The sequence below is a fragment of the Streptomyces sp. NBC_00094 genome (genome assembly GCF_026343125.1).
In the GTDB taxonomy this organism is placed as follows: Bacteria; Actinomycetota; Actinomycetes; order Streptomycetales; family Streptomycetaceae; genus Streptomyces.
On the sequence record NZ_JAPEMB010000001.1, the window covers coordinates 3355840 to 3379988 of the forward strand.

The 24149-nt window shown below is 72.1% G+C and carries 27 protein-coding genes; 10 read left to right on the forward strand and 17 right to left on the reverse strand.

Going from position 1 to position 24149, the window contains the following annotated elements:
• Positions 1 to 12: 12 nt before the first annotated feature.
• Both OG580_RS14430 and OG580_RS14435 read right to left on the reverse strand, forming a co-directional pair.
• Positions 13 to 1878: a PQQ-binding-like beta-propeller repeat protein gene (locus OG580_RS14430; protein WP_267044076.1), complete on the reverse strand. Its 1866-nt coding sequence runs from the start codon at positions 1876 to 1878 to the stop codon at positions 13 to 15.
• Between the two features lie 113 nt (positions 1879 to 1991).
• A complete protein-coding gene (locus OG580_RS14435) occupies positions 1992 to 3797 on the reverse strand; it encodes an ABC-F family ATP-binding cassette domain-containing protein (protein WP_267044077.1) in 1806 nt (601 codons plus the stop codon).
• Positions 3798 to 3892: 95 nt separating this feature from the next.
• On the opposite strand from OG580_RS14435, the gene OG580_RS14440 reads away from it, so the two are divergent.
• Entirely contained in the window at positions 3893 to 4180 is a 288-nt protein-coding gene (locus OG580_RS14440) for a hypothetical protein (protein WP_267048246.1), read from the forward strand.
• Entirely contained in the window at positions 4177 to 4569 is a 393-nt protein-coding gene (locus OG580_RS14445) for a hypothetical protein (protein WP_267044078.1), read from the forward strand. The genes OG580_RS14440 and OG580_RS14445 overlap by 4 nt, the downstream gene beginning before the upstream one ends.
• Before the next feature lie 2 nt (positions 4570 to 4571).
• Here OG580_RS14445 and OG580_RS14450 read toward each other — a convergent pair whose 3' ends face one another.
• The 8 genes from OG580_RS14450 to rsmI all read right to left on the reverse strand — a co-directional run bounded on the left by OG580_RS14450 (position 4572) and on the right by rsmI (position 11917).
• On the reverse strand, positions 4572 to 5888 hold the full coding sequence (locus OG580_RS14450) for an acyltransferase (protein ID WP_267044079.1): 1317 nt from the start codon (positions 5886 to 5888) through the stop codon (positions 4572 to 4574).
• A gap of 48 nt (positions 5889 to 5936) precedes the next feature.
• Positions 5937 to 6140, reverse strand: coding sequence for a hypothetical protein (locus OG580_RS14455; protein WP_267044080.1), 204 nt, complete (start codon positions 6138 to 6140; stop codon positions 5937 to 5939).
• Positions 6141 to 6225: 85 nt separating this feature from the next.
• A complete protein-coding gene (locus OG580_RS14460) occupies positions 6226 to 7140 on the reverse strand; it encodes a 4-(cytidine 5'-diphospho)-2-C-methyl-D-erythritol kinase (protein WP_267044081.1) in 915 nt (304 codons plus the stop codon).
• Positions 7137 to 8009: a 16S rRNA (adenine(1518)-N(6)/adenine(1519)-N(6))-dimethyltransferase RsmA gene (gene rsmA, locus OG580_RS14465; protein WP_267044082.1), complete on the reverse strand. Its 873-nt coding sequence runs from the start codon at positions 8007 to 8009 to the stop codon at positions 7137 to 7139. The genes OG580_RS14460 and rsmA overlap by 4 nt, the downstream gene beginning before the upstream one ends.
• Positions 8010 to 8079: 70 nt before the next feature.
• Positions 8080 to 9402: a resuscitation-promoting factor gene (locus OG580_RS14470; RefSeq protein WP_267044083.1), complete on the reverse strand. Its 1323-nt coding sequence runs from the start codon at positions 9400 to 9402 to the stop codon at positions 8080 to 8082.
• A gap of 72 nt (positions 9403 to 9474) precedes the next feature.
• Complete coding sequence (locus OG580_RS14475; RefSeq protein WP_267044084.1) at positions 9475 to 10374, reverse strand: TatD family hydrolase; 900 nt, start codon at positions 10372 to 10374, stop codon at positions 9475 to 9477.
• A gap of 42 nt (positions 10375 to 10416) precedes the next feature.
• A complete protein-coding gene (locus OG580_RS14480; protein WP_267044085.1) occupies positions 10417 to 10881 on the reverse strand; it encodes a hypothetical protein in 465 nt (154 codons plus the stop codon).
• Between the two features lie 175 nt (positions 10882 to 11056).
• Entirely contained in the window at positions 11057 to 11917 is an 861-nt protein-coding gene (rsmI, locus tag OG580_RS14485) for a 16S rRNA (cytidine(1402)-2'-O)-methyltransferase (protein ID WP_267044086.1), read from the reverse strand.
• Positions 11918 to 11969: 52 nt separating this feature from the next.
• Between rsmI and OG580_RS14490 the strand changes: the two genes are divergently transcribed.
• Positions 11970 to 13730, forward strand: coding sequence for a dolichyl-phosphate-mannose--protein mannosyltransferase (locus OG580_RS14490; protein WP_267044087.1), 1761 nt, complete (start codon positions 11970 to 11972; stop codon positions 13728 to 13730).
• Between the two features lie 65 nt (positions 13731 to 13795).
• Here the strand turns inward: OG580_RS14490 and OG580_RS14495 are convergent, their stop codons facing one another.
• On the reverse strand, positions 13796 to 14539 hold the full coding sequence (locus OG580_RS14495; protein ID WP_267044088.1) for a methyltransferase domain-containing protein: 744 nt from the start codon (positions 14537 to 14539) through the stop codon (positions 13796 to 13798).
• Between the two features lie 222 nt (positions 14540 to 14761).
• Between OG580_RS14495 and OG580_RS14500 the strand changes: the two genes are divergently transcribed.
• The 4 genes from OG580_RS14500 to OG580_RS14515 all read left to right on the forward strand — a co-directional run bounded on the left by OG580_RS14500 (position 14762) and on the right by OG580_RS14515 (position 18324).
• Positions 14762 to 16405, forward strand: a complete 1644-nt coding sequence (locus OG580_RS14500; protein ID WP_267044089.1) for a penicillin-binding transpeptidase domain-containing protein — start codon at positions 14762 to 14764, stop codon at positions 16403 to 16405.
• 72 nt (positions 16406 to 16477) lie between these two features.
• On the forward strand, positions 16478 to 16969 hold the full coding sequence (locus OG580_RS14505) for a YbaK/EbsC family protein (RefSeq protein ID WP_267044090.1): 492 nt from the start codon (positions 16478 to 16480) through the stop codon (positions 16967 to 16969).
• On the forward strand, positions 16966 to 17817 hold the full coding sequence (locus OG580_RS14510) for a DMT family transporter (protein ID WP_267044091.1): 852 nt from the start codon (positions 16966 to 16968) through the stop codon (positions 17815 to 17817). Before OG580_RS14505 ends, OG580_RS14510 begins: the two co-directional genes overlap by 4 nt.
• Positions 17818 to 17871: 54 nt before the next feature.
• On the forward strand, positions 17872 to 18324 hold the full coding sequence (locus tag OG580_RS14515; RefSeq protein ID WP_267044092.1) for a GNAT family N-acetyltransferase: 453 nt from the start codon (positions 17872 to 17874) through the stop codon (positions 18322 to 18324).
• Positions 18325 to 18408: 84 nt separating this feature from the next.
• Here OG580_RS14515 and OG580_RS14520 read toward each other — a convergent pair whose 3' ends face one another.
• Both OG580_RS14520 and OG580_RS14525 read right to left on the reverse strand, forming a co-directional pair.
• Positions 18409 to 18672, reverse strand: a complete 264-nt coding sequence (locus OG580_RS14520) for a hypothetical protein (RefSeq protein WP_267044093.1) — start codon at positions 18670 to 18672, stop codon at positions 18409 to 18411.
• 19 nt (positions 18673 to 18691) lie between these two features.
• Positions 18692 to 19111 (reverse strand): ATP-binding protein, encoded by a 420-nt coding sequence (locus tag OG580_RS14525; RefSeq protein WP_267044094.1) that lies wholly within the window; start codon positions 19109 to 19111, stop codon positions 18692 to 18694.
• Positions 19112 to 19714: 603 nt separating this feature from the next.
• On the opposite strand from OG580_RS14525, the gene OG580_RS14530 reads away from it, so the two are divergent.
• Both OG580_RS14530 and OG580_RS14535 read left to right on the forward strand, forming a co-directional pair.
• Positions 19715 to 20596: a helix-turn-helix transcriptional regulator gene (locus OG580_RS14530; protein ID WP_267044095.1), complete on the forward strand. Its 882-nt coding sequence runs from the start codon at positions 19715 to 19717 to the stop codon at positions 20594 to 20596.
• Positions 20593 to 20790, forward strand: a complete 198-nt coding sequence (locus OG580_RS14535; protein ID WP_267044096.1) for a DUF397 domain-containing protein — start codon at positions 20593 to 20595, stop codon at positions 20788 to 20790. Before OG580_RS14530 ends, OG580_RS14535 begins: the two co-directional genes overlap by 4 nt.
• A gap of 125 nt (positions 20791 to 20915) precedes the next feature.
• On the opposite strand, the gene OG580_RS14540 is transcribed toward OG580_RS14535, so the two are convergent.
• The 4 genes from OG580_RS14540 to OG580_RS14555 all read right to left on the reverse strand — a co-directional run bounded on the left by OG580_RS14540 (position 20916) and on the right by OG580_RS14555 (position 23196).
• Positions 20916 to 21269: a hypothetical protein gene (locus OG580_RS14540; RefSeq protein ID WP_267044097.1), complete on the reverse strand. Its 354-nt coding sequence runs from the start codon at positions 21267 to 21269 to the stop codon at positions 20916 to 20918.
• Entirely contained in the window at positions 21266 to 21892 is a 627-nt protein-coding gene (locus OG580_RS14545; protein WP_267044098.1) for an RNA polymerase sigma factor, read from the reverse strand. The genes OG580_RS14540 and OG580_RS14545 overlap by 4 nt, the downstream gene beginning before the upstream one ends.
• Before the next feature lie 80 nt (positions 21893 to 21972).
• Entirely contained in the window at positions 21973 to 22242 is a 270-nt protein-coding gene (locus tag OG580_RS14550; protein WP_267044099.1) for a hypothetical protein, read from the reverse strand.
• Positions 22243 to 22413: 171 nt separating this feature from the next.
• Complete coding sequence (locus OG580_RS14555) at positions 22414 to 23196, reverse strand: SDR family NAD(P)-dependent oxidoreductase (protein ID WP_267044100.1); 783 nt, start codon at positions 23194 to 23196, stop codon at positions 22414 to 22416.
• A 177-nt stretch (positions 23197 to 23373) separates the two neighbouring features.
• Between OG580_RS14555 and OG580_RS14560 the strand changes: the two genes are divergently transcribed.
• Entirely contained in the window at positions 23374 to 24111 is a 738-nt protein-coding gene (locus OG580_RS14560) for a 2OG-Fe dioxygenase family protein (protein WP_267044101.1), read from the forward strand.
• Positions 24112 to 24149 lie beyond the last annotated feature (38 nt).

Below are 24149 nucleotides of genomic sequence, written 5' to 3' on the forward strand. Positions count from 1 at the left end.
GGTCCGAATCCCTCACTTGCTGAACGACATCATCGTCTTGACCTGCTTCTCTTCCTTGTCGTTCGACGCGGAGACCCGTCCGCTCGTCACGACGAAGTGGCCGCCTCCGTAGGCGAACCCCGGGTCGTAGAAGCTGTTCTCGATCGTGGCGGCCGAAGCCGGGTGCTGAAGCACGATCTTCGGCGCCCCGCCGGTCGGGGCGATGGTCGCGACGGCGCCGCCCTTGTCGTACGACGGATCGACGTAGAGCAGGACCTGCCCGCCCTCCATGCGCAGCGGGATCATCGACTGCTCACCCGGCGCCTTGGAACGCCACTTCGCCTTGCCGGTCTTCAGGTCGAAGGCGACGACCTCGTTGGGGGTGCCGTACGAGGTCTCGGTGGCCATGTAGAAGGTGTTGGCGTCGGCGGCGACTCCGGTGCAGCCCTGGAGGTTCTTGCCGAAGATGACGAAGCTGCCGCCGCAGGACGGGGCGAACTTGTCCTTGCCGCCCTGGATCTGCGAGCGGAGCTTGCCCTTGGCGTCGAGCGCGAAGATGGTCCACTTCTTCTGCTCGCGCTGGGTGGCCGAGACGACCAGCGGGTCGACCGAGTAGACCTTGTCGACCTCCCAGTTCGCCTCCAGCTGGAAGGTGTACTTGGGCTTGCCGGTGGCCGGGTTGACCTCGCCGACCGCCTGGATCTTCTTGCTCGTGCTGCCCGAGGGGCAGTCCATGGCGGCGATCAGCTTGCTGCCGCCCGCGTAGGCGAAGGGCTTGCAGCCGGTGGTGGCGCCCTTGAAGAGCTGCTTGCCGTCGGTGAGGGAGAAGCCGTAGGCGGTGCTGGAACCGGCCGCGGTGACCGTGTTGCCGCTGATGGCCAGGGTGTTGTCGGAGAAGGCGAAGAGGCCGGTGGCCTTCGGCACGGCCTTCTTCCAGCCGGCCTTACCGGTCTTCAGGTCGATCTGCTGGAGTCCGGTGCACTTGGCGCCGTCCTTGGCGCTGTCGTTGTACGCGACGACCATGATGCCGTTGGCGGAGGGCGCCGGCGGCGTCGCGCACAGCTCGAACGGCACGTCGACGTGCCACTTCTTGGAGCCGTCGCTCAGGCTGTAGCCGTCGATGCCCTTGTACATCGCCTTGACGACGGTGTCGCCGACGATCCACGGGCCGTGGACGTCGGCGCCGTTGCGGGGCAGGTCGACGTCGTTCTTGAGCAGCCAGTCGACCTTCGCCTCGCCGGCCTGGCGGCCGCCGTTGAGGTCGTCGTCGCCGCCCCGGCCGTCGCCCGAACCGTCGCCCTGGTCCACCGACTCGGTCGGCGTGGGAGCCCCGGAGGACGAGGCCGAGGACGAGGCGGTCGCGGTCGGCTGGGCGATCGGGTCCTTCTCGTCGTCCCCGCCGCCGACGACCGCCCAGGTCGTCACGGCGGCGATGAGCACGGCACCGGCGGCCACGGCCGCGACGACACCGGTACGGCCCTTGAGGCCGCCGCCACCGGGCGGGGGCGGGGTGGGGCCGCCCTGGTACATGGGCTGCGTGGGGTAACCGCCGTACGGGTTCTGCTGCTGACCGTACGGACCCGGCTGCTGCGGCTGCTGGCCGTACGGCCCGGGCTGCTGCTGCTGCGTCGGCTGCTGCGGGTAGCCGTAGGGCGGCGGCGTGGGCTGCCCGTACGGGCCGGGCTGGCCGGGCTGCTGCGGGTAGCCGTAACCGGGCTGCTGCTGCGGCGGCTGCTGACCGTACGGCCCGGGCGCGGCGGCCGGCGGGGCCTGCGGCGGGACGGACGGCGGGGACTGCGGGGCCTGCGGCGGGACCGGCGGGACGGGCGGGAGGCCCTGACTCGGGTCCTGGGGGGCTCCGAAGCCCCCCGGCGGCTGGTTGCTGGGCGGCTGGGTCATCAGCGGTTTCCCCCTTGACGTGAGCGGGTTTTCTTTCTACCACCCACGCGATGGCGCAAAAGCGACCGGTCCGCCCCTTGTGCCCAAGGGAGGACCGGCCCGTGATGCCCTTGTTATGCGTCCTCGGCCAGTTCGAGCCAGCGCATCTCCAACTCATCGCGTTCACCGACGAGTTCCCTGAGCTCCGCGTCGAGCTTCGCGACCCGCTCGAAATCGGTGGCGTTGTCGGCGATCTGCGCGTGCAGCTTCGCCTCCTTCTGGGAGACCTTGTCGAGCTGCCGCTCGACCTTCTGGAGCTCCTTCTTCGCGGCACGCGCGTCGGCGGCGGAGACCCCCGCCTTCTGCGGCGCGGCGGCCGCGGAGGGCGTCGGGACGGACGCCTCGATCATCTTCCGGCGGCGCTCCAGGTACTCGTCGATGCCGCGCGGCAGCATCCGCAGGGTCTGGTCGCCGAGCAGCGCGAGCGTCTTGTCGGTGGTGCGCTCGATGAAGAACCGGTCGTGGGAGATGACGACCATGGAGCCCGGCCAGCCGTCGAGGAGGTCCTCCAGCTGCGTGAGGGTCTCGATGTCGAGGTCGTTGGTGGGCTCGTCGAGGAAGAGGACGTTCGGCTCGTCCATGAGCAGGCGCAGCAGCTGGAGGCGGCGGCGCTCACCGCCGGAGAGGTCGCCGACCGGCGTCCACTGCTTCTCCTTGGTGAAGCCGAACTGCTCGCAGAGCTGGCCGGCCGTCATCTCGCGGCCCTTGCCGAGGTCGACGCGGTCGCGGATCTGCTGGACGGCCTCCAGGACGCGGAGCGTCGCCGGGAGCTCGGTGACGTCCTGCGAGAGGTAGGCGAGCCGGACGGTCTTGCCGACGACGATCTTCCCCGCGGCGGGCTGCTCCTCGCCGCCGGAGACGGCGGCGTCGGCGAGCGCGCGCAGGAGTGAGGTCTTGCCCGCGCCGTTGACGCCGACGAGGCCGATGCGGTCGCCGGGGCCCAGCTGCCAGGTGAGGTGCTGGAGGAGGGTCTTGGGACCGGCGGTGACGGTCACGTCCTCCAGGTCGAAGACCGTCTTGCCGAGGCGCGCGTTGGCGAACTTCATCAGCTCGCTGGTGTCGCGCGGCGGCGGCACGTCGGCGATCAGCTCGTTGGCGGCCTCGATGCGGTAGCGCGGCTTGGACGTACGGGCGGGGGCGCCGCGCCGCAGCCAGGCCAGCTCCTTGCGCATCAGGTTCTGCCGCTTCGTCTCCTCCGTGGCCGCGATGCGCTCGCGCTCGGCGCGGGCGAAGACGTAGTCGGAGTAGCCGCCCTCGTACTCGTGCACGTCACCGCGCTGCACGTCCCACATGCGGGTGCAGACCTGGTCGAGGAACCAGCGGTCGTGGGTGACGCAGACGAGCGCGGAGCGGCGCTCCTGGAGGTGCTTGGCGAGCCAGGCGATGCCCTCGACGTCGAGGTGGTTGGTGGGCTCGTCGAGGACGAGCATGTCCTGGTCGTCGATGAGGAGCTTGGCGAGCGCGATCCGGCGCCGCTCGCCACCGGAGAGCGGGCCGATGACGGTGTCGAGGCCCTGCTCGAAGCCGGGCAGGTCGAGCCCGCCGAAGAGCCCGGTGAGCACGTCACGGATCTTGGCGCTGCCGGCCCACTCGTGGTCGGCCATGACGCCGATGACCTCGTGCCGGATGGTGGCCTTCGGGTCGAGCGAGTCGTGCTGCGTGAGCACGCCGAGCCGCAGCCCGCCGCTGTGCGTGACGCGGCCGGTGTCGGCCTCCTCCAGCTTGGCGAGCATCCGGATGAGGGTGGTCTTGCCGTCGCCGTTGCGCCCGACGACCCCGATCCGCTCCCCTTCGGAGACGCCGAGCGAGACCCCGTCGAGCAGGGCACGGGTGCCGTACACCTTGCTGACGGCCTCGACATTGACCAGGTTGACGGCCACGTTGACTCTTCCTGTACGGGGGATCGATCGACGTCCCAGGGTACGTTGCCGCCGCTGGTACACCTCCGGTACACCAGCGGTGTACCGTTGGGGGTATGGCTGACTCCACCATCAAGGTGCCGGACACCACGCGCGACCACCTCGCCTCGCTGGCCCGCGAGCGGGGCACCACGATAGGAGCGCTGGTCACCGAACTGGCCGCGTCCCAGCTCACGGCCGCGCAGGCGCGGGAGAAGGTTTCCGAGAGCCGGCGGATCATGCGTGAGCGCATGCACTCCACGCTCACCGACGAAGAGTTCGACGCGACGCCGAACGCCCTCGACAAGGTCTACGAGATCGCCGCCGAGAACACCCGCCGCGCCTTCGGGGACACCGCAGCGTGATCATTCTCGACACCTCCGCCGTACTCGCCCTCGCCCGCGGCCACCGCAAGCTCCAGCGCGTCGCCGACAACGCGGCGGCCTCGCCGTTCCGACATCTCCAAGTGCCCGCCCTGTGCCTGCTGCAGGCCGAGACGGAGGACGAAGGGGCGGGTGACGCGGCCCTGGCGCTCCCCGGCATCGACGTCGTCCCTCTCGACATGGTGGCGTCGGTGACCGTCGCGCGGATGGTTCGCGGCGGATTCGGCGGACCCGACCTCTGCCACGCCCTCTACACCGCGCTGCCCGCGCCGCACCGTCCCACCATGGACCTGATCCTGACGGATCAGGAGGATCTCTACCCCCCGGGCACCGTGACCGTGAACATCGACGACGAGCGTCTCGACGACTGACGTCACCGTCGACCGTCCCCGGCCCCGCGCCGCCCCGCCCGCTCCACCAGCAGCCAGCCCGCGAGGGCGAGGCCGACGGCCGCCGGGGCCGTGACCGGTACGGCGATCAGGGTCGCCGAGTGGCCGGTCAGGAGGCCCCCGAAGCCCGTCATGGAGAGGCCCAGGACGCCCAGCAGGGCGAGGGAGATGCCGAGGGCCGCGACGGGGCCGCCCTCGCCGGTCCCCGGCGCGGTCGGGAGCGGGGCCTCGAAGCGGCGGAACACGGCGACGAGTACGCCGGTGAGGACGGCCGCCGCACCGATCCGGAGCGGAACCTGCGCCCACCAGGTGCCGGAGGCAGGGTCGGGCAGCCTCATACCGGACGCGAGCATCGCCCCGTACACGCCGAGCATCGCCGTCAGGTGCCAGAGGAACGCCGTCATCGCGATCCCGTTGGCGGCGACCACCGCCCGCCACACCCCGGCCCGGGCGACGAGCCGCGCCCCCGGCCCCCTCAGGAGCTCGACCGCGCCGACCAGCCACAGGCCGTGGCAGAGCAGGGCGAGGGTCGGCGGCGCCATGTTCGAGACCTCCTCACCGGGCATTCCGACCATCGACAGCGGATACGGGCCGAGGGCCACGAGCGCGGCGGCGCCGACGAGCCCCGCGCCGGCGAGCAGCGCCGGGCGGCGGATCATGCCGTCGGCCCGCAGGAAGCCGAGCTGGTGGACCGCCAGCCAGACGAACGCGAAGTTCAGGAACTCGACGAACGGCACGTGTGCCGCGAACCGCAGCACGTCCACCGCGACCGCCCCGCCCGCGAGCGCGGCGAACGCGCCCCAGCCCCACCGCTCGTGCAGCCGCAGCAGTGGCGGGGTGAAGGCGACCATCGCCAGGTAGATCCCGATGAACCAGAGGGGCTGGGTGACCAGGCGCAGCGCGACCCCGGTGAGCCCGCCGTCGGCCCCGGTCAGCTGGAGGACGAGCGCGGCGGCGCCCCACACCGCGACGAAGACCATCGTCGGCCGCAGCAGCCGCTGGAGCCGGGCCCGCAGGAAGGACGCGTACGCGGGGCGGGAGCGGTGGGCGAGGGCGTGCGAGAAGCCGCCGACGAAGAAGAACACCGGCATGACCTGGAAGACCCAGGTCACGAGCTGGAGCTCGGGGACGACGGCGAGGAGGTTCCCGACCTGCCCGTCCCCGGCGACCGCCGCCATCAGCCAGTGGCCGAGGACGACGACCGCGAGCGAGGCGACGCGGAGGAGATCGACGTACCGGTCCCGGGTGGCGGGGGTCGCGGCGGCGAGGTCACGCGCGCTGAGGCGGTTGCTGCTTCCCATGCCGGTACGGTCCCGCGCGGGGGCTGGGGGCCGACAGGGCGCGGATACTCAACCGGTGGCTGAGTAGTCGGCGTCGCTGCGCCACTTCCGCCACTCGCGCCAGGCGCGTACGACGCCCCGGCAGGCGCCGAGGGCCCCGAGGGCGAACAGGCCGGGCGGCACCCATCTCCAGACACCGTCGAAGAGCGGCTCCTGGACGTAGATGACGGTGAGTCCGGTGAAGAGAACGATCTGGGCGACTTCGCTCAGCACCTTCAGAAACGGATGGAACCTGAACTTCACGCGATGCCCCCCACAGGCTTGTACGCCGACGCGCCCATGATGACAGGCGCAGGTGTCAGGCAGCCGGGAGGACGACCGCGCCCTCCGCCGGCGACGTCGCCGCGCGCGCGGTGCGGCACGTGCCCGAGGCGGTCAGGGCCGCCGCGACGGACTCCGCCGCCTCCGTGTCCTTCACCAGGAACGCCGTCGTCGGGCCCGAGCCGGAGACGAGGGCCGCGAGGGCGCCCGCCTCCGTACCGGCCGACAGGGTCGCCGCGAGCGAGGGGCGCAGGGAGAGCGCCGGGGCCTGGAGGTCGTTGGCGAGGGCGCCCGCGAGGGCCGTGGTGTCGCCGGTGCGCAGGGCGTCCAGGAGGAGCGGGGAGGCGGCCGGCTCGGGGACGTCGACGCCCTCGGTGAGGCGGTCGAACTCGCCGTACACCGCCGGGGTCGAGAGCCCGCCGTCGGCGACGGCGAACACCCAGTGGAAGGTGCCGCCGACCGGAAGCCCCGTGAGCTTCTCACCGCGGCCCGTGCCGAGCGCCGCCCCGCCGACCAGGCTGAACGGCACGTCGCTGCCGAGTTCGGCGCAGATCTCCAGGAGGTCCTCGCGCGAGGAGTTCAGGCCCCAGAGCGCGTCGCAGGCGAGCAGGGCGCCCGCGCCGTCCGCGCTGCCGCCCGCCATGCCGCCGGCGACGGGGATGTCCTTGGCGATGTGCAGGTGCACGTCCGGGGAGATGCCGTGCCGGGCTGCGAGCAGCTCCGCGGCGCGCGCGGCGAGGTTCGTGCGGTCGAGCGGCACCTTGTCGGCGTCCGGGCCCTCGCAGGTGATCGTCAGCGTCTCGGCGGGGGTGGCGGTCACCTCGTCGTACAGGGAGACGGCGAGGAAGACGTTGGCCAGGTCGTGGAAGCCGTCGGGGCGGGCCGCGCCGACGGCCAGCTGGACGTTGACCTTGGCGGGTACGCGGACGGTGACGCTGCCGGAGGTGGTCACGCCTTCGCCTCCGCGATCCTCGCGAACTCCTCGACCGTCAGCGCCTCGCCGCGCGCCTGCGGCGAGATCCCGGCCTTGACCAGGGCGTCCTCGGCCGCCGCGGGCGAGCCCGCCCAGGTGGCGAGGGCCGCGCGCAGGGTCTTGCGGCGCTGCGCGAAGGCCGCGTCGACGACCGCGAAGACCTCCTGGCGGGTGGCGGTGGTCGCGACGGGCTCGGTGCGGCGCACGAGGGAGACGAGGCCGGAGTCGACGTTCGGCGCGGGCCAGAAGACGTTGCGGCCGATGGAGCCGGCCCGCTTCACGTCCGCGTACCAGTTCGCCTTCACCGACGGCACGCCGTAGACCTTGTTGCCGGGCTTGGCGGCGAGCCGGTCGGCGACCTCGGCCTGGACCATGACGAGGGTCCGCTCGATGGTCGGGAACCGCTCCAGCATGTGGAGCAGGACCGGCACGGCGACGTTGTACGGCAGGTTGGCGACGAGCGCGGTCGGCGCCGGGCCCGGGAGCTCCTGCACCTGCATGGCGTCGGAGTGGACGAGCGTGAAGCGGTCGGCGCGCGCGGGCATCCGGGCCTGGATCGTGGCCGGCAGCGCGGCGGCGAGGATGTCGTCGATCTCGACGGCCGTCACCCGGTCCGCGGCCTCCAGGAGGGCCAGGGTGAGGGAACCGAGTCCGGGCCCCACCTCCACGACGACGTCGTCGGGCCGTACCCCGGCCGTCCGGACGATCCGCCGGACGGTGTTGGCGTCGATGACGAAGTTCTGGCCCTTCTGCTTCGTGGGGCGCACGCCGAGGGCGGCGGCCAGCTCACGGATGTCGGCGGGGCCGAGGAGGGCGTCGGGGCTTTCGGGGCCGGTGGTGGTGCTCACCGGTACAGCGTAGGCCCCGCACAGGGCCCGGGCTCACCGGTGGAGTGTCGACCACCGGTGCGGCCCCCGCTCACCGGTGCAGCCGTCGGCCGCAGTGGGGCCACGGACTCGCCCCCCGCTGCACGTAGAGCTTCTTGGCCCGGAAGGTCTGCTCCGCGGCGGGCGCGTTCTGGGCGGTGCCGGTGCCGCCGAGGGACCGCCAGGTGCCCGGGTCGAACTGGTAGAGCCCGCCGTACGTCCCCGAGGGGTCGACGGCGTTCGGCCGGCCGCCGGACTCGCAGGCGGCGAGTGCGCCCCAGTCGAGGCCGTCGGCCCCGGCGACGGTGGTGGGCAGTGCGCGGGTGCCGACGCGGACCTTGCGGCTGACGGGTTCGCGGACGATCTCCTCGCCGGTCCTGCGGGGCTTCTGCTTGACGCCGTTGACCGTGCGCAGGCTGTACGTGACGCGGCGGACGCCCGTGACGCCCTGCCGCTCGACGACCTCGGTGCCGGCGAAGAGCTCCGGGTCGCGGACCTTCTCGACGGCGTACGGCACGGCTTCCTCCCGTACCTGCTTCGAGCCGGTGATGCGGAGCACGGTGACCGTCTGGCCGTCGCGGGGGAAGGTGTCGGCCGTGACGGAGGTGGTGTCCTGCCCGGAGAGGGTGATCCCGGCCTCGGCGAGGGCCTCGCGGACGGTGGCGGCGTTGGTCCGGACGACGCGCTCGCGGCCGTCGGCGAGGAAGGTGATCGTCCGCTCGGTGCGGACGTCGAGCGCGAGGCCCTGGCGGGAGATCGGGGCGGCGCGGGAGGCCGAGAGGTACGCGCCCTCCGCGCGGACGCCCAGCTGGCGCAGCGCCCCCTCGACGGTCCTGGCGGTGGTCCAGATGGTGTGGCGCCGGCCGTCGAGGGTGAGGGCGACCGGCCTCCCGTACCGGACGATGATCTCGTCGCCGTTGGTCAGGGCCTCGCCGGGGGCGGGGGCGACGATGTCGTGGGCGCCGACGGACAGGCCCTCGTGGGCGAGGAGCTCGTCGACGTCGTCGGCGAAGGTGTGGAGGCTGCGCGGGACGCCGTCGACGGAGAGCCGGACCGCCTTGTCGTTGGCGACGAAGGCGCTGGTGCCGCCGGCGAGGAAGGCGACGACGAGGGCCTGCGGGACGAGCCGCCGCAGGCTGCCGGCGGCGGAGCCGGAGGCCTTGCGGCGGCGCGCGGCCCGGCGGGACGCGGCGCGGGAGCCGGCCTGGCCGGGGACGGCGGCGGGGACGGCCCCGGGGACTGGGGCGGAGGCGGCCCCGGGGACTCCGCCTCCCGGTCCGGGGGCGACGAGCGGCGCTGCTTGGGTCGGCTGCTCGTGGACGGGCAGGGTCGCCGTCCGTCGTCCGGCGCGGTGACTGCCCTGGGAAGTGCTCACGAGGCCGGGACACTAGCCCCGCCGACGGTCACTCTCACGGACTGTCCGGCTACGACACGTAACCGTTATGGATCAGTAATCGAAGGCGCGGGCCGTGTTCACGGCGATCGCCTCGGCGAGCTCGTTCTCGCCGATGCCGCGCACGGCCGCCATCGCCCGCACGGTGACCGGGATCAGGTAGGGGGCGTTGGGGCGGCCCCGGTAGGGCGCGGGGGTGAGGAAGGGCGCGTCGGTCTCGACGAGGACGAGTTCCAGGGGGGCGACGGCGAGCGCGTCCCGCAGCGGCTGGGCGTTCTTGAAGGTGACGTTGCCGGCGAAGGACATGTAGTAGCCCTTGGCGGCGCAGATCTCGGCCATGGCGGCGTCGCCGGAGTAGCAGTGGAAGACGGTCCGCTCCGGGGCGCCCTCCTCGTCCAGGACGCGCAGGACGTCGGCGTGGGCCTCGCGGTCGTGGATGACCAGTGCCTTGCCGTGGCGCTTGGCGATCTCGATGTGGGCGCGGAAGGAACGCTCCTGCGCGGCCATGCCCTCGGGGCCCGTACGGAAGTAGTCGAGGCCGGTCTCGCCGACCCCGAGCACGTACGGCAGGGCGGCGAGCCGGTCGATCTCGGCGAGCGCGTCGTCGAGGGCGGCGTCCCCGCCGCCCGGGCGCGCACCCTGCCGGGACCAGCCTCCCCCAGCCCCAGAGGGCTGGGAGGTGCCCCCAGGGTCCCCGAGCACGATCCGCGGGGCTTCGTTCGGATGCAGGGCGACGGCCGCGTGCACGTTCGCGTGGGCGGCGGCGGTCTCGGCGGCCCACTGGGAGCCCTTCACGTCACAGCCGACCTGGACGACCGTGGTCACCCCGACGGCGGCGGCCTTGACCAGGGCCTCCTCGACGGTCCCGGACTGCATGTCCAGGTGGGTGTGCGAGTCCGCGACCTCCACGAGCAGGGGTTCGGGCAGCGGCGGCGGGGCGTCCTTGGCACTCATGGCCCCGATCGTACGAGGGCCATGAGCACCGGCGCGCGGGGCTTACCCGCCGGCCTGCTTGTCGTGGTGACGGAAGGGATGCAGCAGGTCCGACAGTTGCCAGTGGTGCGGCACGGGCGGCGGCTCAGGAGTGTCCCCGGTGGGCTCGACGGGCCCCGCCGGGTCCTCGGTCAGCTCCTGCCCGATCGGCCCGGCCGGCGAGACGGGCTTGGTCGCCCTCGCCCCGTGCCGGTGCTTCTCCGTCGCGGCGATCAGGTCGAGCACCGACGACACCTGCCCCGCGCGCATGATCCTGACGACGTGACCGCTGCAGTTCATGCAGGTGGGACTGGACAGCGGGGACGGGACCCGCTCCCCGTCGGCCTTGTAGACGACGAATTCCTGGCCGGCGGCGTCGACGTGGTGCTCGATGTCGTACGCCTGCTCCCAGCCGTATCCACAGCGCATGCAGGCGAAGGCGTACGCCTCATGGGCGACGGATATGCCGGTGCCGGTGATCTCGCTCATGCCAGCTCCTCTCCACTGATCAGTGGACGCCTTTTCGGGCCGGAGCGCATCAGCAGAGGACGAACCATGGAAGGCTTTTGGCTCTTCCCTTGCCAAGCGCCCTGCGAAGAGTCCCGGCGCCGGGTTCGGCTTTGCCTTTCAGGTTAGTCCTTTGCGTTTGGCGGGACCTTTCCTGTCAGCCCTTTGCCGCGTTCTTTGCCGCCACGACCGCATCGAACACCTCGCGCTTGGGCAGCCCCGTCTCGGCCGCGACCGCGACGATCGCCTCCTTGCGCCGCTCCCCCGCCTCCTCGCGCACCTGCACCCTGCGCACCAGCTCCGCGGCGTCGAGCTCACCGGGTCCGGCCTCCGGGGCGCCCTCGACGACGACGGTGATCTCGCCCCGTACGCCCTCGGCTGCCCAGGCCGCGAGTTCGGTCAGCGGGCCGCGCTTGACCTCCTCGTACGTCTTGGTCAGTTCGCGGCAGACGGCGGCGCGGCGCTCGGCGCCGAAGACCTCCGCCATCGCGGCGAGCGTGTCGTCGAGCCGGTGCGGGGCCTCGAAGTACACGAGGGTGCGCCGCTCGTCGGCGACCTCACGCAACCGGCCGAGGCGCTCGCCCGCCTTGCGCGGCAGGAAACCCTCGAAGCAGAAGCGGTCCACGGGCAGCCCGGAGAGGGCGAGCGCGGTGAGCACGGCCGACGGGCCGGGGACGGCCGTGACCTTGATGTCCTGCTCGACGGCCGCGGCGACCAGGCGGTAGCCGGGGTCCGAGACGGACGGCATGCCCGCGTCGGTGACGAGCAGCACACGGGCGCCGCCCACCAGCGCCTCGACGAGCTCGGGCGTACGGGCGGACTCGTTGCCCTCGAAGTACGAGACGACCCGGCCCGTGGTGTGGATCCCGAGGGCCCGGGTCAGCCCGCGCAGCCTCCGGGTGTCCTCGGCGGCCACGATGTCCGCGTTCTGCAGTTCGGTGGCGAGTCGGGGCGGAGCGTCCGCGATGTCACCGATGGGGGTCCCTGCGAGTACCAGCGTTCCTGTCACACGGGACATCCTCCCAGCCCGGACAGGCGACGCGCACAGGCGCGTTCCCTACGATGGCGCGGTGACCAGTACCGCACCCGAGGCCCTGGAGGGCCAGCACCCCATGGCAGAGCCCGTGGCAGAGCCCTCTTCGTGGCAGCAGAGGCTGCGGCGCTTCGGCTACGCCCCCCGCGCCGAGAACCCCGCTCCCATCGGGCTGCGGGAGCGGCTCGACCCGCCGTACACCCGCCCCTCGAAGCACGTGTGGTCGCTCCTCCGCCTCGGCCCCGGCCCGGCCGAGCGGCTGTGGCGGCTGATGGCCTGGGGCGGTCCGCTCCTGGTCACGGCGGTCGCGGGCCTGCTGCGGTTCTGGAACCTCGGCAAGCCGCGCGCGGTGATATTCGACGAGACGTACTACGCCAAGGACTCGTGGGCCCTGATCAACCAGGGGTACGAGGGGGCCTGGCCGAAGGACATCGACAAGACGATCCTGGCGGACCCGGGCGCGGTGCTCATCCCGACCGACCCGGGGTACGTCGTCCATCCCCCGATGGGCAAATGGGTCATCGGCGTCGGCGAGAAGATCTTCGGATTCGAGCCCTTCGGCTGGCGCTTCATGGTGGCGCTGCTCGGCACCCTGTCGGTGCTGATGCTGTGCCGGATCGGCCGCCGGCTCTTCCGCTCGACGTTCCTGGGCTGTCTGGCGGGCCTGCTGCTCGCCGTCGACGGACTGCACTTCGTGATGAGCCGCACGGCGCTCCTCGACCAGGTGCTGATGTTCTTCGTCCTCGCCTCCTTCGGCTGCCTCGTCCTCGACCGCGACCGCACCCGGAAACGGCTCGCGGCGGCGCTCCCCGAGGACGAGGAGGGGGTGCTGCGGCCCGACGCGGAGCTCGCGGAGACCCTGCGCCTCGGGTGGCGGCCGTGGCGGATCACGGCCGGCGTGATGCTGGGCCTCGCGGCGGCGACGAAGTGGAACGGCCTGTACGTCATGGCGGCGTTCGGCCTGATGACGGTCCTGTGGGACGTGGGCGGCCGCCGCACGGCCGGCGCCGTCCGCCCGCACCTCGCGGTGCTCAAGAAGGACCTCCTCCCGGCGTTCGTGTCGGTGGTGCCGGTGGCGATCGCCACGTACCTGGCGACCTGGACCGGCTGGCTCGTCTCGGACAAGGGCTACTTCCGCGACTGGGCCGCCAAGCAGGACAAGCTCCCCGGGGGCGGGGACAGCTTCTGGGGCTGGCTGCCGGAGTGGCTGCGCAGCCTCTGGCACTACGAGTACGAGGTCTTCAACTTCCACGTGGGCCTGACCTCGCCGCACACCTACGAGTCGAACCCCTGGTCCTGGATCGTCCTGGGCCGCCCGGTCTCGTACTTCTACGAGTCCCCGGCCCCCGGCACCGCCGGCTGCCCGGCCACCGCCAAGGAGAAGTGCGCCCAGGAGGTCCTGGCCCTCGGCACCCCGCTCCTGTGGTGGGCGGCCTGCTTCGCCCTCCTGTACGTCCTGTGGCGCTGGGCCTTCCGCCGCGACTGGCGCGCGGGCGCGATCGCCTGCGGCATCGCGGCCGGCTGGGTCCCCTGGTTCCTCTACCAGGAGCGCACGATCTTCCTTTTCTACGCGGTCGTCTTCGTGCCTTTCCTGTGCCTGGCGGTGGCCATGATGCTGGGCGCGATCATCGGCCCACGGGGATCATCGGAAAGGCGCCGGACTTTCGGCGCGGTGGCGGCGGGCTGTCTGGTTCTCCTGATCGTCTGGAATTTCATCTACTTCTGGCCGATCTACACGGGCACGCCGATTCCGATAGACGAATGGCGGAACCGGATGTGGCTCGACACGTGGATCTAGCCGCGTAAGGACACGAAGAGACGAAGAGGGCGCGACCGGTGGTCGCGCCCTCTTCGTCGTCAGGCTCAGCCGCTGATGAATCTGCGTGGTGCGCCCCGGCGGTCCGCCGGTTCGGGCTCCGCGGGCGCGTAGGGGGCGGAGAACAGCGCGAGGACGCCCGGGTGGACGGCGCACAGCGGCATCCGGCCGTTCTCGGCGGCCGCTGCGCGGAGCCGCTCGTCGCCGGCGAGCCGGTCGCCGCTGACGTAGAGGAAGGCGTTCTGCGCGTACCAGGGCTCGATCGTCGGGTCGTCCCACAAGCGGGTGCGCAGGCAGTCGGCGAGCTCGTAGCCCCACTGCTCGAAACGCCCGCGCCAGTACGGCGGCCACTGTTCGTTGCGGTGATCCGTCCCGGTCTGACCGGGGATCGCGGCGGAGAAGAGGACGACGTCCGCCATGGCGCACAGGTCACCCACCAGGGAGTCGGCGCGGGCCGCGTCGAAGTGCTCCGCGGCCTCCAGGCACATCGCCAGGTCGAACCGCCGGTCGAGGCGCAGCGGGTAGGTGAGGTCCTGTTCCATGAAGCAGTCCGGGGGAATGCGCAGCGCGTCGGCGGACACCCAGGGGCCGTCGACGCCCAGGATCTCCTTCGCCCCCAGGTCCTGGGCGGTGGCGAGCCAGGAGCCGGTGCCGCAGCCGACGTCCACCACACTCGACGGCCTGACGAGGTCGAACACCAGCGGCAGCACGGACTCGGCGGAACGCCGCGAACCGTCCTGTTGGCCGGCGTAGAACCACGCGCCGTACGTACTCGTAGAGGCAACGCCCATCGGATATCTCCTAGCGGCCGACAGTCCCGGAAGATCGTGGAACACGAAGATTCCCAGGCATATCCGCTATTTCGGGCGAGCCGCGCGAGAAGGTCGGGCACGGCGATTCCGATGGAGCAACCGGTCGCGCCCGCTGCGTTGTGACGGATACGGCAGTAGTTGCTCGACACACCGAAGGGACGCTGCTTGACTGGACGGCCACCTGGGGAGGGGAGCGCAGTCATGCGCAGTGGAGCGAAGACCGCGATCGTCGGGGGCGTGTTCCTCGTCGTGGCGGGCGGTGTCGGATACGGAGGGCTCAACCTCTACAACGGGATCACGGGCGGCGACACGAACGTCGGAACCCGTTCCGACAACGCGCCGAAGACCGGGCCCGTCACCGGCGACGAGGTGACGACGACCGCGAAGGAGTTCCTCGCGGCCTGGGCCGCCGGCGAGCCGGAGAAGGCCGGGCAGCTGACGAACGACCCCGTCACCGCCGGACCCGCCGTGGCGGCCTACCGGGACGGCGCGAGCGTCTCGGAGGCCGAGATCACACCGGGGACGCCCGTCGGGGCGACGGTGCCGTTCACGGTGAAGGCCACGATCACGTACAAGGGCGTGTCGAAGCCCTGGACCTACGCCTCCGAGCTGACCGTCGTCCGGGGCCAGACCACCGGCCGGCCGCTGGTGAAGTGGGCGCCGTCCGTGCTCCACCCGAAGCTGCTCACCGCCGAGGCCACGGTGCGCACGGGCGTCGCGGAGACCGCCTCCGTGAAGGCCGTCGACCGGAACGGCAAGGAGCTGACGGCGGAGACGTACCCCTCGCTGAGACCGATCCTGGACGAGCTGCGCAAGCGGTACGGGGCGAAGGCCGGCGGCGAGACCGGCATCGAGACGTGGATCGACTCGGGCAGCGCGTCCGTCCCCGACTCGACCGTCCTCGTCCTGTCGAAGGGGAAGCCGGGCACGCTGAAGACCACCATCGACGCGGGCGTGCAGGCGGCGGCGGAGAAGGCGGTCAAGAAGTACGGAAAGAGCTCGGTGGCGGCGATAGAGCCGTCGACCGGTGCGATACGCGCGGTGGCCAACAACCCGGCCACCGACTACAACACCGCCTTCCAGGGCGCCCAGGCCCCCGGCTCGACGATGAAGATCGTCACGGCGGCGATGATGATGCAGAACGGCATCGCGACGCCCGGCAGCAAGGTCGAGTGTCCGCCTGACGTCGTCTCGCGGAGCACCACCTTCCAGAACCTCAAAAGGTTCAGCATCCCCAACGGCACCCTCGCCGAGTCATTCCGCCGCTCCTGCAACACCGCCTTCATCAAGGCGATCAGCACCCTCAGCGACAAGGGCATCGCGGACACCGCCCTCGGTGACACCGCCCGTGACTCCTTCGGCATCGGTCAGAGCTGGGCGGTGGGCGTCCCGGCGGCCGACGGCAGCGTCCCCGAGTCGGCCGGCAGCGAGACGCCCGCCTCCTACATCGGCCAGGGCAAGATCACGATGAGCGCCCTGAACGTCGCCTCGCTCTCCGCGACCGTGAAGAACGGCGGCTTCCTCCAGCCGTACCTGGTGGCGAGGGAGCTCGACGACCGGGAGTTCGCCCAGGCCGACCGCCTCTCCCCCGAGGTCGCCTCGGGGCTGAAGACGATGATGAAGGCGGCGGCGACCGCGTCCGACGGCACGGCGACGGCGGCGATGGCCGGGGTCCCCACCCCCAAGGGCGCGAAGACCGGCTCCGCCGAGGTCGACGGCCAGACCTCCAACAGCTGGTTCACCGGCTACTCCGGCGACCTCGCGGCCGCGGCGGTCGTCGAGGAGGGCGGCCACGGCGGCGACGCCGCGGGCCCGGTGGTCGCGCAGGTCCTGAAGGCCGGCTGACCGGTCGGCCCGGCTGACCGACCCCCGGAACCCGGTCGCGTGGCCCGTACAGCTACCGCTAGCGTGCGGGCCATGACCGCTGACGACACCTCCCTCGCGCACCCCCAGTTCGCCGCCGCACTCCAGGAGTTGGGCCTCGATGTCGAGGTCCGTCGCTTCCCGGACGAGACCCGCACCGCGCAGCAGGCCGCCGAGGCCATCGGCTGCGAGGTCGCCGAGATCGTGAAGTCGCTGATCTTCGCCGCCGACGGGGTGCCGGTCCTCGTCCTGATGGACGGCGCCTCGCGGGTGGACGTCGAGCTCGTACGGTGGGAACTGTGCGCCGGGAAGGTCACCCGGGCCGACGCGAAGGTGGTCCGGGAGACGACCGGGTACGCGATCGGGGGCGTCCCGCCCTTCGGGCACCGCACCCGGACCCGGGTCCTCGCCGACCGGGGCATCCTCGACCACGACGTGGTGTGGGCCGCGGCGGGCACCCCGCACACCGTCTTCGCGATGGACCCGAAGACGCTGGTCACCCACGCGGGCGCCACCCTGGTGGACGTGCGCGAGCCCACCGCGTGACCCCGCTCGTCACCCTCGCGGTGCTCGTCGCCGCCGTCACGCACGCGAGCTGGAACGCCATCGCCCACCACATCAAGGAGCAGTTGCTCTCCTTCACGCTGATCTCCGGCGGCGGGGCGCTGATCGGCCTGGTCACGGCGGTCTTCGTCCCGCTCCCGGCGGCAGGCGCCTGGCCGTACCTGATCGCCTCCGCGCTGCTCCACATCGGCTACTACGCCCTGCTCATGCGCTCGTTCACGCTGGGCGACTTCGGGCAGATGTACCCGATCGCCCGCGGTACGGCCCCGCTGGTCGTGACCGTCCTCGCGGCGGTCTTCCTCCACGAGGTCCCGGGCGGCTGGCAGTTGCTCGGGGTGGCGGTGGCGTGCGCGGGCCTGACGGGCCTGGCCCTGTGGGGCATCCGGGGCAAGGACACCCGCCCGCACTGGCCGGCGCTGCTCGCGGCGGGCGCGACGGGTCTGTCCATCGCGCTCTACACGGTCGTCGACGGCGTCGGCGTCCGCGCCTCCGCCACCCCGCTCGGCTACATCGCGTGGCTGATGATCCTCCAGGGCCTCGTGATCCCCGCGTACGCCCTGTGGCGGCGCCGCGCGGCCCTCCTCCCCCAGCTCCGCCCGTACGCGGCCCGCGGCCTCCTCGGCGCGGCGCTCTCGGTCTCGGCGTACGCGCTCGTCCTGTGGGCCCAGACGAAGGCCCCGCTGGCCCCGATCGCCGCGCTCCGCGAGTCCTCGATCATCGTGGGCGCGGCGATCGGCGCGCTCTTCTTCAAGGAACGCTTCGGCGGCCCGAGGATCGCGGCGGCGGGCCTGATGGTCATCGGCATCGGCTTGATGCTCCAGGCGGGGTGAAGCGGGCGGAAGCGGGCTGAACCGGCCCGCGCCATACGAACGGAGGGACTCACGGTGTTCATCACGGAAGAGGACGCTTTCGATCCTGAGGAGATGCTGGACCTCTACGGATCAGTCGGCTGGGAGGGCTACACCAGCGATGTCGGCCGGCTCTGCCGCGGCCTGGCGAACTCCCACCTCGTCATCACGGCACGGGACGGTTCCGGAACGCTCCTCGGACTGGCCCGGACCGTCTCCGACGACGAACACATCTGTTACGTGCAGGACGTCGTGGTCAACCCCGCACATCACCGGCAGGGCGTCGGCCGTGCCTTGGTCGAGCACCTCACGCGACGCTACTCGCACTGCCGGTTCTTCCTCCTGTCCACGGACCACGAGTCGTCACCGGAAGGCGAGCGCAACCACGCGTTCTACCGGAGCCTGGGCTTCCTGTCCTACGAGGAGAAGCACATGGCGGGCTTCGGACTCCCCAGGAACCGTCCCGACCTGCGCGCCACGGCGCCGTAGGCAGACCGCGCCGCCCCGGAGGCGGCCCACGATGCCTCCGGGGTGGCGGTGGCCAACCACGTCGCCAAGGCGGCCTGAACGACGTCAGGTGCCGTTGACAGCCGCCGCCTCCGGGCCGTCACAGGAGGCCCTGAAGAAGTCGGTACGGATGCGGCGGAAGCCGGTGTGTCCGGTCTCCTCGGCGTGAGCCAGGCACCAGACGGCGGGCCCGCGCCCGTCGTCCGCCGCGCCGGAACCGTCCAGACAGGTCGTGCACTCGGCCTCGGTGATCGGCCCGCTTCCGGAGCGGTCGGCCCGTAACGCCCAGAGCTTGGGCCGCCGGGCGCCCCGGTGGTACGACCCCGCCACCCGGCCTAACGCAATACCCTCACGGCGCATCCGACTCCCCCTTCACGGCAAGCTCAGCCCACACCAGCTTTCCCGTCCCGAGGCGGTCGCAGACACCCCACTTGGCGGAGAGGGTGTCGACGAGGGGAAGCCCCCACCCGCCGTCGCCGACACCGTCGGGCAGCGCCATCAACGGCCGCCGCTCGGAGGCGTCATGGACCTCGATACGCAGTCTGGCGCCGGGCACTTGAGCGAAGTGCGTCTCGACCTCGCGGCCGGGCACGCGGCCGTGCCGGACGGCGTTCGTCAGCAGCTCGGAGAGCACGAGCGAGGCGACGTCCTCGACGACTCCCCACTCCCACCGGGCGAGCACGCGCCGCAGCTCACGCCGGGCGAGCGGCACGCTGCGGGCGGCGGGCCGCCAGCGCAGCACCACGGTCTCGTCGGGCGCGGGCCCCATCAGGCCACCTCCACGCCGTGGATCCGCCGCGGCCCGACGTCGACCCCGTGCGTGGCCAACCACAGGGCCCGCCGGCGCTGTCGCTGGGACCGTGCGGTCTCGTGTGCATCCAGGTAGGGGCGTACGAGTCGGCTGTCCTCCCCTCGGAGGAGGGGAACGCGGGTGTGGCACCGGACAGTTGCGGTTCGGGTGGTGCACCCGCGCACCGGTGGGGGCGGAGCCCCACCCAGGCGCCGACGCCCCGACGGGGGCAGTAACAGCCGCAGGACCAGTCCGACAAGGCGGACGATAGGGTTACTCACGTTGACGCTCCTCTTAAGCGTTGACCACGCCCCCGGACCGGTCGCACGGTCGCGGGGGTCTCCCCTTACCCGGGGATTCCGGCATCGGCCGCCGGGCGGCTGTCGGCCGCCAGTCGGCGCACCACCAAGATCACGTATCGCGATGAAGCATGTGCGGTACGTCACGTCATCACGCTAGAGGTGACGCCGCCATCACCGCAAGTGGACCTCTCGCAAATTTGCGACCGCTCCAGCGGGGGTCCAGGCTGGCTCCGCTTTGCCCCAAAGCGGCACACTGGACGTCACGTTGAGAGGAGACGGCATGCCCGCAGGTGGGAAGCCGACGGTTCGCAGTCGGCGGCTCGGCTCCGCCCTCAAGCGCCTTCGGGAGGCAGCCGGCGTCGACCAGTCGGTCGCGGCCCAGGCCATCCTGAGGTCGGTGACCAAGGTCAGCCGGCTCGAGAGCGGACAAGTCTCCGCCTCCGCACTGGAGGTGAGGACGCTCCTCGACTGCTACGGGGTCCGGGACGGGGACGAGCGACGCAGGCTGGAGGAACTGGCGCGTGCGAGCAATCAACGCGGTTGGTGGTTCGACTACCAGGAGACCCTGCGCCCGGACTACGCGGATCACATCACGCTCGAGAGCGATTCGACCTACATCCGATCGTGGGAACCCTCGCTGATTCCGGGCCTGTTGCAGACCCCGGAGTACGCGGAATCGGTGATCTCCTCCGGCCCCAGCTTCATCCCGCAGGAGCGCATCGCCCAGCTGGTCGAGGTCCGCCAGGAGCGTCAGCGGCGGATCGAGGACGGCGGGGTCCACTTCACCGCCATCATCTGGGAGCCCGCCATAGCCGCGCTCCGCCACGATCCGGCCGTCCGCGACGGCCAGCTCCGCCGCCTGCTCGACGCCGGGCAGCGCCAGAACGTCACCGTGCAGATCCTGCCGGCTGCGGCGAGCAAAGCGGCGGGGATGTCGGGTGCGTTCGTCGCGTTCTCGTTCGGCATCGAACCCAACGTCGAGGCGGTGGCGGTGCGCACGGCCGCGAACACGACCGTCGTCGAAGCGCCCGAGGATCTCGCCGCCTACGTCAACGTATTCGATCTACTACGCTCGGCGGCGATGTCCGCAGAGGAGAGCGCGGAGCGCATCCGGCAGACCCTGGGCGGCGTCGTCCCGGATCAGATGGAAGAGGCAAAGTGACACCTGAGATCGTCAGCGCTTTCCGCAAGTCGTCCTTCTCGGATCAGCAGGGTGACTGCGTCGAGACGGCCGCCACCGCCGTGGACGGAACCGCCGTACGCGACAGCAAGGCCACGCCCACCGGACCGTGCGTCTTCTTCGAGGCGGAGGCCTGGGCGTCGTTCGTCGGGGCCGTGAAGGCCGAGCGGCTGTAGGTCGCGGTCGGCCCGTCCGTTTCCGGGATCTCCGCATCCGCCTGGGCCGACGCCCGACTCCGCTGAGACTTCCGGCAGATGGGCCGCGCGCGCCCCGGTCCGTCCCGCTCCGACGACTCGTCCCGTCAGTCCGACGGCCTGAGGACACGCGGCTCCGCGGCCGGCGAGGGAGTCGTCGGGGCCGTTGTGGGCGGTGCCGGGTCCGTGATGCCCGGGGGGCGCGCCGGCTGCACCGGGGCCGGGGCCAGGAGGCCGCCCGGCAGCAGGTACAGGACACAGACGGCCGCCACCGCCGCCGCTGCGGCCAGCGCGGCAAGGCCGGGGCCGTACAGGGCCCGGGCCGTCCGGGCGCGACCCTGCGGGGGGTTCTCGCGGCGGAGGTCCTGGTGGGTGACGAGGGCCGCTCGGGCCGTCAGGGCCGCTCTGAGGCGGGTCTCCGTCGTGGCGTGGCGGTCTTCGGCGGGCGGGTGAGGGGTCATCGGGACGCCTCCAGTCTCTTCTCCAGGGCGTCCAGGGCGCGGCTCGCCGTGGACTTCACCGTGCCCCGTGACAGACCGAGGGCTTCCGCGATCTGCGCCTCCGTCAGCTCCGACCAGTAGCGCAGGACCAGGACCTCGCGCTGGCGGCGCGTCAGCTGGGCCAGCGCGTCGAGGACGTGACGGTGCTCCTCCGCCAGGAGGAGGCCTTCGTCGACGGGCGCGCTCGCCGGCTGGTGGGGCGGGGTGTAGCCGCGGGCCGTACGGCGGCGGCGCAGGACGGAACGGGCCGCGTTGACCACGGCGGTGTGCAGGTACGCCCCCGGGTCCTGGAGGCCGTCCAGTGAGGTGCCGTACGACCGGCAGACCGCGGCGAACGCGTCCTGGACGACGTCCTCGGCCGTGTGCAGGTCGTCGACGAGGAACAGCGCCAGTCGGACCATGTCGAGCCGGCGGGCCCTGTACAGGTCGGTCAACGTCGGCGGTCGCTCGTCGTACGACGTGACCCGAGCGCGCGGACGGAGTTCCCGTACCACCGCCCGGCCCTCGGCCCCTGTCCCGGTCCCGGACACGCGGGCCAGCAGCCGGGACCACCAGGGCGGCGCCGCGGCCATCGCGTACTGCATGTCTCGCTCGATCCGTCGCGGGGTGGGTGGGCGGGAACGGGCCGGCCCCTTGGTGGGGCCGGCCCGCCCTGGTTCCTTGGTTACTCGCCCGGGGTGATCACGCGGGGCGCGGTCTCGGCGGGCACCGACTTCGTGGCGGGAACGCCCTTCTCGCCGGCGTCGGAGGCGGCCGTGCCCGGCTTCACCACGACCGGCTTCGACGCCGGCTGCGGGACCGACTCGGCGGGCGTGACGACCTTCGGCGCCGGCTTGGCTCCCGAGTCGGCGACGGCCTGCGCGGTGAAGGCACCGCCCAGGAGCAGCGCGGCACCGGCGACGGCGCCCAGGACGCGGCGGGGGTTGCGGTTCATGGGGTTCTCCAGGTGAGGAGGTGGGATGGGTTGGGACGTGCGGTGAAGGGCGCCTTCAACCCACCAGACGTGTGGCACCTCCCGAGGTTGCGTCCCCGGTCGAAGAAGTTCTCGGACCGGCCGGGGCGTTCTCCGACCGGGGCGTTCTCCGGCCGAGGCGTTCTCGGGCCCTCAGTCCGCCAGTACCTCCGCGAAGTGCGTGTTCACCGCCAGCAGGCCGCCGTCGACCCGTACCACCGTCCCCGTGATCCACGCCGCGTCCCGCGACGCGAGGAACGCGACGGCCGCGGCCACGTCCTCCGGCGTGCCGACGCGGCCCAGGGGGTAGACGCGGTCCGCCAGGGCCGCGAGTTCGGCCTCCCTGCCCGCCCAGGCCGTCGTCGCGATCGTCCCGGGGTTGATCTGGTTGACTCGGACGCCGCGCGGAGCCGCGTCGCCCGCCAGCGTGCGGGTCAGGGAGGCCAGGCCCGCCTTGGCCGCGCTGTAGGCGTGGCCCCCGAAGTCCACCTCCGCGTTGACCGAGCCGATGGTGACGATCGCCCCGCGCCCGCCCGCCGCCGCGAGGTGCGGCAGCGCGGCCCTGGAGCAGCGGACCGCGCCCATCAGCGTCACGTCGAGCTGGCCCGCAAAGCCCCCGTCCGGTTCGTCCTCGAAGCGGTCCCGGTCGGGGGCGACGGGGGCGAGGGCGTTGTTGACGAGGACGTCGAGGCCGCCGAAGGTCTCCACCGCGTACGCGACCGCCGCCTCCACCGCGTCCCGGTCGCCCACGTCGCAGCGCAGGGCCACCGCCCCGGGCAGCTCGGCGGCGGTCCTCGCCGCCTCGTCCTCGTCGATGTCCGTGACCAGCACCCGCGCGCCCTCCGCCGTGAGGCGCCGTGCCGTGGCCGCGCCGATGCCGCGCGCCGCTCCCGTGATCAGTACCGCGTACCCGTCGAAGCGCTGACTGAGATCCATGGGCGGCCCCTACCCATCGGGCCGCCCGCCCGCAACATTCCGTTCACGAACGTCGCGGCGGGAGCGCGGGGAAAGAGGAGTCATGACAATTCGGCCAGAGCCGAAACCCTTTGACATGCCCCAGCAGCGAATACCACGATCAACTCTGCAGTTGATCACTTGCACACAGGGGGAACAATGTCTTCGGCGTACGAATCCGGAGTTGAGGAAATATGCCGGTCGCTTTCCTCCCGAAGCTATGACCTCCGCTCCAGCGAGCAGGCCCGGCGACTTCTCCTCAAGCGATCCGAAACCGCGCTCGACGACCTGGAGGGCTTCCGCGAGAGCTGGGCCCGGATGCCGCTCGACAGTTCCATGGCGAACGGCGGGCGCCGTCGCCGCCGGCACGCCACGCTGAGCGCGCCCCGGTCGAGCGCCGACTACCGCGTCGAGGCCCACCAGCCGCACTACCAGGGGCTCGACTACAACAACCTCAACGGCGGCGCCGCCCGGCACTACGAGCCGTTCGAGGACGCGACCCTGCGCGGCGCCACGATGGACAGCCTGATCACGCTCGGCTGCGACATCTTCGGCCGCCTCGCCCCGTACTCCGCGTGGCACATCGAGGCCCACCAGCTCCGCGTCGAGGTCGACGGCGCGCAGGTCGGCCTGCCCGCGCCCGAGGCCGTCCACCGCGACGGCGTCGCCTTCGCCCTGGTGGCGATGATCGGCCGCTCCAACGCCACCGGCGGCGAGAGCACCGTCTTCGACCTGGACGGGCGGCCGGTGGAGAAGTTCGTCCTGACCGACCCCCTCGACCTGGCCCTCGTCAACGACGAGCGGGTCTACCACGGCGTCTCGTCGATCGGGCAGATCCATGCCGCCTTCCCGGCCTCGCGCGACGTGCTGGTCGTGACCTACCGTCACAAGCCCTGATGTACGGCGCGGGTGCGGGGAGGCGTCCGTCACGGCGG